The following is a 12,307-nucleotide window of genomic DNA, read 5'->3' on the forward strand; positions in this document are numbered from 1 at the left end:
CTGTTTAGCTGTATATACTACTGGGTCAGAAGGAAAGAATACACAGCACTCAAGACGCGCTGTGAATACATCCCTGTAAACTCGTAATCAGCATCCATACCTCATACGGTCCCGAGCGCAGTGTATTCTTCCCTTCCCCCTTTTTAATAATACAATACAAACCACCTCTTCAGTATTGAGGGATTTGAAATCCGAGTTGCTTTTATTGATAAAATCATGGATTAAATATATCTAACTTCTATAACAGATATATTTATTGTGAACCCACATCCATACAGCCAGCTTCGCTCGTAGCGATATATTTTATAAGTAGCAAAGGATTAGAGTTAATTAATTTTTAATAATTCAATATCATTATATCGACTATAGCTTGATATAATAAGCTCATTTCCTTGGTTCAGTCCTTCAATAACTTCTATATACTTTGAATTACGCCTCCCCAGCGTTACCGGAACTTTTTTCGCCTCTGTTCCATCTTCGGATATCAAATATACTGAATTTCCACCACCAGACTGATAAAAAGCCCCATTCGGGATTAATAGCGACTCAGAGTTTCCTCCCAATTGTAGCGCGCCTTGCAAAGTTTGTCCCCTCTTCATATTAGTACCTATACTAACATTCAACTCAAAATCAACTTCAAATTTACCTTCTTCGACTTGGGGGTATATTTTAATGATTTCCATAGCCCCTTTATCCTTTAATTTATCGAATATGGCTGATTGGCCAATTTCTACACGATCCAGATAAAATTCATCCAATAACGCTTTAACTTTGAATTGATTATAATCGTCGATTTGGGCTATTCTCTCGCCTGCTTTAATTGATTGACCAACCTTTAAATTAAAAGACGTAAGCTTTCCTGTCGCAGGTGCAATAACATTGAGAGACTCCAAACTCTTTCTTGTTATTTCTAAATTCTGTTCAAGTTGCCTGGCGGAGGAACGCATTTGGAGAATTTGTTGCTCTTGCATAAGTATATCGGTTTTTTGACTTTCAATGGCTAGATTCTTTCTTTTTACGTACCAATTATACTCGATTTCTATATCTTCTAATTCAGAACGACTAACACCGCCTGTTTTCACAGAATGCTTCGCCCGAAATAGTCGTTTTTTTTGTAATGCAATTTGATAATCCAAATCAATGAGTTCACGTTTATGTCGCTGCTTATTTTGTTCAAGGTTTAATTCTAAACTTCGTATATTATTTAATTGTTGAATTGTATCAGCATCACCGCGAATCACTGACAATTGAACTGATGGATTTGATAATTTAACTACCAATTGGCCTTCTTCTACTAAATTGCCTTCTTCTATATAAATCTCTTCTACCCGACCACCACTTTCTGTGTCGATAAATAAAGTCGTAAGGGGTTCTACTTGCCCTCTGATCCTTATTGAATCGTCAAAAATACCTAGGGTGGCCTTGCCAAGTTTAATCGAATTGGAGTGAATACTTAAAAACGACTCTGAACTTGGTCTTAAGCCAACATAGATCGACGATAAAATCAGAAAGAATATAATAGCAAACACCAACTTCCTATATCGGGTATATATATTTTTCTCAATTTTGACATCCATACCTGCATAACCCAATTTTTCACCAAAGTTCTATTATCACTATGTGCCATGGCCGTGTGGCTAACTTAGACACCATACGCCGACCTACCAAAATTTCTGGGTAAATTTTGATGTATGTCTTACTGATTAATCCATCACTATGAATTATGAATTATGAATTATGAATTCATAAAACTATGAAGCTTAATTCGAAGTCCATCTAAGATTTTTTAATATGGCAAACATGCCGAATTCGTATATCAAGTTTTCAGTCGATAAAGATCTATCATACAAAGAGAGGCTCTACTCTTTGTTGGACCTTAATCAATCATCTTATACTAGTCACTCAGAATTTGTATTTTTTAAGAGGGTAGACTTAAGAGAAAATAATATTAATCTCATTAGAATACGATGAAGATCAACAATAACTAGCCTCAAAGGCACCTCTATAAATTACTTTTTTTGCATTCGTCAGCACCGATTCATGGGAGCTTCAGGGCGATAAAATTCAGGAAAGCGCAATTTTTAGAGGTACCCTTAAACCATCTTTAATTCACACTTTTATTATTTCCTCACTCTATACTCGAATGAATCCTTCACAACAAAATTTATTTCAAAACTAGCTGTTAAAGTCAGGATCGAGACCATACTTATATGGCAGTTAAAATGAATTTCAAAAACCTTCAGCGTGAAGTTTACATTTTACCTTATTCGTAAAATCTAATGAATAATTTGATATCCAAAGTGCGATTGAAAATATAGACGTAATGTACTGCCGTATGTAGATATTCCAAATACGCTACCTTATCACCAAATCCCAATCATGCTTCCGCCCTACAACATAAATCATTGCATAAATAATAGGCTAAGGCCTATTCATCTCAAAATATAGAATCCTCTCTTTAAGAGATGGGCTCTAGTTCATTAATCTCAGACCTTATGTATACTAATACGTATTAGTAAGATGTTTCAAGTTCTGAAATTAATTCATTTAAGACTGCTTACCTGACAATGAAACTAATGAAGTTTCTTCTATTTCGTTGACTCTCGTAAAATAATGATGCAAATACGTGAATCATGTCTCGTATCTCGCATTGGAATTATTCAATTCCTTAACTGAAGTAATCGATTGTTTTGGTGGGTTAACAATGCTTGAGATAACAAAGTTTTTTTAGGCTGGCAATTAATGAATATTTACCATATCTAGTCTGAAGCTTCCAGCAGTTTGAGATAATGTGCGTAAATTCCTGGTTCAGATATAGATTGTAAGTCAATAATTTCCAAAAGGACTCGGCTAATCAGCAACCGCCCGCATAGCGACTGGTATGATGAAGGCCTCCTGTGGGGGTTAGTTGCAACCCTGCCAGTTGCATCTGCTCTTGACGGCGCTCCTCAACCTCTTGACTCCTAATGTACTCTCCAATCATTTGCTCGTCGAACCCTACTGTACTCACGCAATAACCCCGAGCCAAAAAATGTCTTCCTGTATAACTTCTCTGTATATGCTTGTACTTCCAAAATATCTGTACCGCAGACTTCCCTTTCAGAAATCCAACCGTATTGGAAACACTCAACTTCGGAGGAATCATTAACAACATATGGATGTGATCTCTCATTGCTTACCCTCGACCGACTCAACGCCCCTTTGGCGACATAAGTCTTGAAATATTCCTCCAATCTCCCGCCTCAGTGACCCAAATAACGCTTTCTTTCGATACCTGGGCACAAATACTACCTAGTACCTGCAATAATGTTTCAAGTGAGTTTGGCATTACCAATCTTGTATATGGCCCCCTTATAGAACTTGCCGGTTCATGGAGGCTATATTTTTACTCTGCACACCGGTACGACAGAGCCTTGTCAAGTCTCAGCACCAGAGGCGATGGTTTACCTATATGTTAATTAAGGTAATTTAACAGCCAATGCTTACTGCCCTTATCAGTACTGAGGTGATTTACATATGAACAGCTACTATAGTTAAATTAGCTTCTCAGAAGATTTATATTACTACCTGAAAAGGTATTATTTATCAAGAGCTTTTTGTATGCCTACACGATCTGAAAAATCTGTATCGGACAGAAGATTGGCACACTGTTACAGGATGATCTTATGAAAGCAACTCCTTTTAATTGAGCGGCAAGTCTTATTTTGTCCCGACTCTATCTCGTTGAAATTCATACACTGGTACCAATCGGACTGCCCGAGATTCGCGATGCTCTTTGCGGCAGTTGGTTTGAGCTAAGTAGCGTCTTGTACAGAGATAGATTGAATGAAATGTTAACACTGTAACGATTCAGTACGTTTTTACCATCTTACTTAATGTCCTCGGCGATGTCCTTTCATTATGACTTGATGCTTTTTTTATTTTCTATATCTATATCCTCATATGAAAGTCAATAATAAAGCTTCCTTATCGTTAAGTAATACTCATTTTTCATCTAGTATGCTTTATCAGTCTTCTAACTTCTTCTAATTATTTATGGTGTTATCCACCCTAAAGGCTTCTGCAGCATCTGTGTATATTTTAAGCAGTAAGATTCTAATGTAGAGAATTCTAATTTGTATTTAGGCAACTGAGATCTCAATGACAAATTGTCCTTAATTACTTACCCTTAACTTATTAAGCGTCTTTAATTCTGTTGTCAATTTATCTTTAACTATTGATGAAAATTATTTCTACCCAACCTTAAAAGTACAAAAAATAATCATGCCTATTACCTATTGATATAGGTATACAGATTAATTGTAAATAATAATTCACGCATAAAGATAACGGATATAAATATTCTTCGCTAGTTACGCCCAAAAATTGCGGAACAGGTTCTGGGCGTAAAGCTTAAGACGTTTTATCGTAGAAGTCTAGTTCTGAATTAAAAAACGTTATCCTTACTACATTCAAGCAGGGTAGCTGAAGCTATCTATATGCCAAAATTTTTTCTTTCTTAGAGAACAGAATATATTTTAACTATTGACACAGTCTTGTTTATCAGTCAAAAAGAATTTTCTTCCTCCCATATAAAGACTCCGCTGGTATAGATATTTTTGAGCAGGCTTCTAGCATCTTCTTAGATTCGACGATTTGTGCTGAATTTTCATCATAATCTATGCCCATAAAATACTTAAACCACGGTTCCAAACCAAGTGCATATATAAATACTTGTTTTGGCTGGAGCATTTCTACAAGGGGATACGCCTGTTGAAAATCTGAGCCATTTAATCGCCTAGAATTTTTGATCGCTTTAGAGACTACCTTTGAATGCAGAGCACCGTAGATCCATGTGTAAGGTGCTCCAACACATTCCATCCCTATACAGTACAAATCAACATCATTGAGGTAGCCCTCAAGATGCTTGTACAAATTTATATCCGGATTGGCTGAATCGGCACCAAAGAAAAATTTTCTACCTAGAGCTTCAATCACCCACGCGGATTTCGTCCTAATATTTAAATCCCCATGTTCGCCCAAGAACGGGATTGCTATTATCTTGCCATCAGGAAAATTAATTTCATCTAAATCATCAACTTCAATTACATCAAATCCGAGCTGATTTAAAATTAGCTTCAATGAAGGATCTACTATTGTGCCACCATTATTTTTCGAAACAATTACTTTATCAGTTTTATAACGAAGCTGTATAAGAGTTTCCAAATTTGCATGATCTTGATGGTTATGTGTTAGACATATATAGTCAATATGTGAGGGCAAATCACTGTAGCTAAGAATTTTTTGTGATTCATTACTTCTACGATTTGCGATAACTGGATCAACTAATATGGTTATACTTTTCGTTTCAATCAGAAATCCCGCATGGCCAGTATATTGAACTCTAATACCCTTTTTTACGCCACTATTGGCAATTTTAGGTCGCGTCTCAGTGAATAGATCCCAATGGTCTAGCCCCCCTCTCATATTATTTTGATTGAAGATTTCTTCAATATCTTGTCCACTTATTGGAAATTCTCTCGATTTAAACAGTTTATCTACTTTTTCTGAATTGAACTCTACGCTAATTTGTATGTGATCTTTATCTGCCAGCCTAGGTGTACTGAATACAAATGGCCGCTCCTTTTGCTCCGCAGTCAATAGACCAAACGACAATGATTGCAATGAAGTGTCATAATATTGGCTTTTATACAATAAAGGCTCTATAAACCTATACGAAGGTCTATGTTCCATATCTAGGTAAATTTCAACATACCCTTTTAACTCAGTGGGAATTTTTTCATAAATATATGAAATACTTTCGCCACTAGTATGGTCTGCTAGTATTGAATCAAGCTTTGTGACCGCTTCAGACAGCAACTTTAATGGCTCTAGATCCGAGTCAATATCTTCTACTAATTTTTTTACATCTGAAATCTGATTTTCAGTACAATTAAGAAATTCAGCCCCTGCAAGCGATGCATCCTTAGAAGCCATGATATGTAGCTGACTATTATTAATGAATGACTTCATTATACGATAATGATTTTTAAATAAATGTCTTACGGCAGTAACAGGTGGTATTAAGTAGGTCCATGCATACCACTGATTAAACAAAGGCTCAAAATAGACCTCTTCTTTTAAATAATATTTTTTATCTTTCATCTTTTATCTCTTTAGTATGTGTGTCACGATATAAACATAAATTCTAGTTCGTAAACTACAATAAATATATTGGATGGGATCTCATGAATTATCACAAATTAACGTTTTAAAATAACATTTATGTGTTTTATAAGATAATTTACTTTATATATGTCTAAGTGCATCTACTGGTTTTAATCTACTTAATCCAATTATCTGTGAACATAAGGTCATCCATGAAGTCGCCACATAAGCTAGTACAACTAAGATATAAATATAGGAATATTCAACCAATGATATCCTTTTTATAAATGAGGACAACCACCAGTTAAAAAAGAAGATAACTATAGGCATGCTTACTAGCCCCGCTATGATAATGGGGGATGCAAATTTAAATAAAAAGTACATTGTAATCTGAATTCTATTTGCACCATAAAGTTTCCTAAGAGCCACCTCTTTTCCTTTTTTAATTGAAGCGAATGCCGAAGTGCAGTATAGCCCTAAAAATGATATGATTACGGCTAAGAACGTAAATAGTAGTAAAATATATGATTGTCGCTCTTGCTTGATATAAATTGATTCATACTCTTTATCTATGTGAAGGGTTTCAACGAACATATTTGGATATATATTTTTTATTGTATTTTCAATTTCCAATAGTGAGTTTTCAAAGTCCACCTCATTTACTTTTACCACCATTACTCTTAACGGTTCATCTCTAGTATAAAGAAAAGTAAAAGCCTGTACTGGTTCCGTTACTGGTCTGGTATGAATATCGTCTATGATTCCGATAATTTTCCCTTTAATTTGACCTAGGAACAATGTCTCACCTAGTGCGTCTTCATATCTATCAAATCCCATTCTTTTTGAAAATGTCTTATTTATTACAACCCCAGCCCTAGGATTTTCTCCAGTTTCAGAGAAAATTAATTTATCGCTTATATAATCTTCAGAAAAGACTCTACCTACCAATGGCTTAATTCCAAAAATCTCAAAAAATTTTGAGTCCACTCTATTGTATTCTGAATTAATCTGTATCGTATCATCTGAATTTTTAAAATCTATAGGCGCTGTCGATACGCTCCCCTTCATGGGTATCAACTGTTGCATAAATCCAACGGAATTTACACCTGAAATCTTACTTAATACATATCGCAGCTCGTCCTGTTTGCCTTCCCCATCAATCTTATATGCAACTATATTCGAAGGATCAAAACCCAAATTTATTCTTCGAGTATAGTCAAGCTGGCACAGAACAAGAATAGCCATGCTAACTAGCGAGATTGATACTCCAAATTGAAATACGAGCAATGCATAATTTTTCCATGAGGTAAATATATCACTTTCATGTGAGGAGCGTAATATTACAGAAGGCCGATACGAAGAAGTTATAAATGCCGGGTAAAGCCCATATATAAGGCCCATAAACAATGCGAACAATATTATATATATATTTAAATGTATATCTCTGGAGAAGTTGAATTCTAAATTTTTTCCCAATGCGTAATTAAACCAAGGTAGTGAATAAAAGATAAAGATATATGCTAAAATGAGAGAAACTATGCTGACAATTAACGATTCACCCAAAAATTGAATACGTATATTCCAATAACTAGCGCCGGCCAATTTTCTTAGGCATATTTCTCTACTTCTTTGTTGAGCTTGAGCTAGAGACAATCCAGAGAAATTAACGCCCGCAAGAATCAAAATTAGAACTGATGCTATTGAAAGAACCCAGACGAAAAGTACGCTACCATTTTCATCTAAGTGATCTGATTTTTTATTATGCAGATAAATTTCTGAAACCGGGAATAGATTATACGTAGCCTTAATATTTAATGATTTTAGTCTATCGCTAGTATGCCTTTCAGAGAAGTCAGAAAGCTCTTTATCAAGAGCTTCCACATTTACGCCCTCTTTCATTGTTACATAGGTATGTATATACGAACCAGCATAATTATCTCTATGCATATCATATTCACGTCTCGATGAATCTAACAACGCCACCATATCGGCCGAGAAGTGTGTTAACCTGGGTGTATTCTCCAGAATGCCTGCTATTTCATAATCAACAGGATCTGAATTGTTCTCAGATATTCCAAACGTTAAAACTTTTCCAATAATGTTTTCATCTAGCAACGAATCGGTACCGAAATATTTTTCAGCATATTTTCTACTTATTAACAATTTATTGTTGTTATACAGTGCCTCTTCTCGTACACCCAATATACTTTCTATATTAAAAGTGTTAAAAAAATTTGGGTCGACAAACATAACTCTTTCATTAAAGACCCTGTCATCAATTTTAATCGGGACGTATAATGGTAAAACTCTGGTTACTGACTCAAAATATGGAAGTTCTTCCATTAATGCAGGACCACTAGAGAATGGGCTCATTGTTGATTCTGATGTGTCTCGGCCAGGAACTTCAAATGTTGCTTCAAATTTGTATAAGAGGTCAACATTTTCAATCCACTTATCATAATTCAATTCATCTCTAATATAGATCGATATCAATACAAAGGCAGATAAGCTAAATGTCAAACCGATAATGTTCAGGGAAGAAATAAGTTTGGTCCTACTATGAGAAGTTAGCATCGCACTAATAAAATCATTAATCATGTACTGTTACTCCTTCGATATTCTTAGGAGTGATTGTATTCTTTTTAGAATCAGATATGATTTTTCCATCTAGCATAGTAATAATCCGTTCACAACTCTTCGCTTGATCCTCAGAATGAGTCACCATAATTACAGTAGAACCAAAACTATTTAGTTCTCGTAGTAAATTTAACACTTCAGCACTTCGCAATGAATCAAGATTACCTGTTGGTTCATCTGCGAAAATAATTTTTGGCTTGGAGACTAAGGCTCTGGCAATTGCTACTCTTTGCTGCTGTCCACCTGACAATTGTGATGCTTTATGTTTCGCTCTATGTGAAATCTCCATTCTTTCTAATATTTCATCTACTCTTTTCTTACGCATAGATTTTGATACATTATGATACAGCAGTGCTAACTCGACATTTTTTTCAACTGACATATCGCTAAGTAAATTAAAATCCTGAAATATGAAGCCGACATTTAATTTTCTGATATACGAGATTTCTCTTTCTGAACAGGTCGTAACTTCTTTTCCATCAAACTCGTAAGAACCCTTAGTTGGCTCATCTAGTAATCCCATTACATTTAATAGTGTTGACTTCCCACTACCAGATGGACCACAAATTGCAACAAATTCTCCGGCCTGAATATTAACGCAAATGTTATTTAAGGATGTTGTTAGTATTTCTTCTGTACGATATTCTTTATAAATTTTTTTCAGCTTCAAAAGCATGGCTTAAAATTCCTAATTATAAAAATAAATATCTGCTCTAATTTTCACATAAGATGGCAAGTAAATAATTAATTTCTATATGCCAGCTGCTGTAAAGAGAATATGTAGTTTATTTGCGGTGGTATTGAGAATATTTAGTCCTGATTTTAAGATTTTGAGATAATTTCCCCTAAAGATCTGACTGTCGAATTCTCAAATAAAGTGGAGATTGGTATATCAATATTGAAAATGTTGTTAATATTATGTATCAATTTGGCGGCTAGCAGAGAATGTCCCCCTACTTCAAAGAAGTCGTCTTCCACACTGAGGTTATTTATTCCCAACAACTCCTCCCAAATGTTTAATAGTTTGTATTCAATGTTATTACATGGTTCTCTATGAAATTTGGGCTCAAAATCAACATCGGGAATGCCTACAAGGCATTTCTTATCAACTTTACCTGTTGGCAAGAGAGGAATAGCTTCAAGAAAATGGAATACTTTTGGGATCATATACCTTGGAATAAATTTTCCAATATTCTCTTTAATACTATCTATTATATCTCGCTGAGAAAGCTCTTTTTTAGCAAAAAGTTTTAAGTACGCACCTGTTAAAATTATATATGCCACTAAATAATCTTCTTGATTTTCATTAGACTTTAATAATACGTGAACTTGATCAACCTCTTCACATTTTGATATTTCGACTTCGATTTCTCCCAGCTCAATTCGGAATCCACGTAGTTTAACTTGATCATCAACACGCCCTATAAAATCTAAGGTTCCATTGGGTAAGCATCTGACTAAATCGCCAGTTTTATAGAGTTGTTCTTCACTATTATTGCTAAACGGATTTTGAATAAACTTTTCTTTAGTTAGATCCGGACGATTTAGGTAACCTCTGGCTAACCCATTACCCGCAATATACAATTCGCCAACCACGCCAATAGGGACAAGTTGTTCGAAATCATCACAAATATAATGTCTATAGTTATTTAGAGGCCCACCTAGATTAATTTCGCTCCCTGCTTTTAAGTTTCTATTTACCATCGACCATACGGTTGCCTCTGTCGGGCCATAGCAATTCGCCCAATGACCACAATTGCTCAATAAATAGTTCGCCACGTTAGTAGAGACTGCTTCACCGCCTGCTAGTGCTATTAGATCATTCTTTCCTTGCCAACCTGCATCCATTAAAAGCTTCCACGTAGTGGGTGTAGCTTGCAAGAAATTAATATCATACATCCCTAGCAATTTTATAATGCTCTGAGGGTTTTTAGCATCTTCTTGTGAAGCGAGTATGATTTGTCCTCCGGATGAAAGGGGGCCATACAGTTCCAAAATTGACATATCAAAGGCAAAGCTAGATATAGCCAACATTTTTGTTTTGACGCTCAGATATCTTCCTAATATATCTTGCATTGCAAATAAGAAATTGACTAAGGCTCGTTGCTCTATCATTACACCTTTAGGCTTTCCTGTAGAACCTGAAGTGTAAATTACGTAAGCTAAACTATGAGTATTTAGCTCTATTGATGATGGTAGATTTTCTTTGGAGTAATTGAAAAGCTCATCTTGGAGTGAATTATCATCTAATATAAGTAATTTTAGTTTATTTTCTCTCAGTAAATTCTTCAAGGATAACTGTGTTACTACAATGCTTATTCCTGCATCTTGTAATATATACTCCAATCTAGATTTTGGATAACTTGGATCCAATGGTAAATAGGCATAACCTGCCTTCATGATTCCCAAGAGAGCAACAAGCATTTCAATCGAGCGCTCTATGAAAAGCCCTATCGGTTTATTTGGAGCCATCTCCTGCTCCATCAAATAATTCGCAAGTTGGTTTGCTTTTGCATTTAGTTCTTGATAAGAAAGCGTATTACCTTCAAAAATTACTGCTGTTTTATCCGGGGAGCACAGTACTTGCTTTTCAAAAAGCTCGGGGAAAACAATATTTTTTTGATAGTCTTTTGCGGTATTATTCCACTCATATAGCTGTTTGTTTCTCTGAGACTCAGTGAGGATAGGCAACTGCTTTATTGTCCATCCCGGTGATACCATCGCGCCTTCCAGTAATACGCGGAAGCTGCTGGCTAATTGCCTTACAGTCACTTCTTCAAACAAATCCTTATTATATGTCCAGCCCAACAATAATTCATTGTTGCTTTCAACAAGACTCAGCTCTAAATCATATTTTATATTGAATTTTACTGATGACACACTTGAAAAATTTAGCTCTCCTAAAGTCAACTCTGACTGCTCATTATTTTGTAGGGTTAATAAAATCTGGAATAGTGGGCTGTAGCCTAAGTTTCGTTCTGGGTTTAGGGTTTCAACTAACAACTCAAAAGGAACCTCTTGATGTTCATAGGCATCAATAACTATTTCTTTATTCTTTTGCAATAGTTCAGTAAATGTCAGGTTAATTGATAGATCACTGCGCAATACTAAGGTGTTCGCAAAAAATCCAATCAGTGGTTCAACATCATGGTGAACTCTTCCAGCAATTGGTGTACCTATGACAATGTCATTCTCATTGCTATAACGACTTAACAGTATAGATAACACGGTATGAATGAACATAAATAGCGTTACATCCCGCGTTCTGCAAAATCGCTGAATGCCTTCGGTCAAACCTTTGTTAAGAGTCTGACAGTACCGAGCTCCGATGAAGCTTTGTTTGCTAGGGCGTGTCTTATCTAAGGGTAAGCTATGTACCGGAGGTAAACCTCTCAACTGCTTCTGCCAATAACCCAATTGCTCTGCCAATACATCGCCACTGAGCCACTCGCGCTGCCACACCGCATAGTCCGCATACTGTACCGATAGTGGCCCCAGCGGATTCTCACGCCCTTCATTAAAG

5 protein-coding genes and 1 pseudogene are annotated in these 12,307 nt (G+C 35.6%); all 6 read right to left on the reverse strand.

Translation table 11 applies throughout. The annotated features are described in order from the left end of the window. Nucleotides 1-326: 326 nt before the first annotated feature. Nucleotides 327-1,577: an efflux RND transporter periplasmic adaptor subunit gene (locus tag ACCI49_RS18200; RefSeq protein ID WP_371840579.1), complete on the reverse strand. Its 1,251-nt coding sequence runs from the start codon at nucleotides 1,575-1,577 to the stop codon at nucleotides 327-329. Between the two features lie 1,277 nt (nucleotides 1,578-2,854). Further along, nucleotides 2,855-3,282, reverse strand: a pseudogene (tnpA, locus tag ACCI49_RS18205) (IS200/IS605 family transposase). A 1,260-nt stretch (nucleotides 3,283-4,542) separates the two neighbouring features. Then, nucleotides 4,543-6,144: an MBL fold metallo-hydrolase gene (locus tag ACCI49_RS18210; protein WP_371840580.1), complete on the reverse strand. Its 1,602-nt coding sequence runs from the start codon at nucleotides 6,142-6,144 to the stop codon at nucleotides 4,543-4,545. A 144-nt stretch (nucleotides 6,145-6,288) separates the two neighbouring features. Further along, nucleotides 6,289-8,745: an ABC transporter permease gene (locus tag ACCI49_RS18215; protein ID WP_371840581.1), complete on the reverse strand. Its 2,457-nt coding sequence runs from the start codon at nucleotides 8,743-8,745 to the stop codon at nucleotides 6,289-6,291. Continuing rightward, nucleotides 8,738-9,460 carry an ABC transporter ATP-binding protein gene (locus ACCI49_RS18220; protein ID WP_371840583.1) on the reverse strand — a complete coding sequence of 241 codons (723 nt, stop codon included), beginning with the start codon at nucleotides 9,458-9,460 and terminating at the stop codon, nucleotides 8,738-8,740. Before ACCI49_RS18220 ends, ACCI49_RS18215 begins: the two co-directional genes overlap by 8 nt. 146 nt (nucleotides 9,461-9,606) lie before the next feature. Next, nucleotides 9,607-12,307 (reverse strand): non-ribosomal peptide synthetase (locus ACCI49_RS18225; RefSeq protein ID WP_371840584.1); only part of this gene is annotated, 2,701 nt, incomplete at its 5' end.

It is taken from the genome of Microbulbifer epialgicus (genome assembly GCF_041447265.1).
GTDB lineage: Bacteria > Pseudomonadota > Gammaproteobacteria > Pseudomonadales > Cellvibrionaceae > Microbulbifer > Microbulbifer epialgicus.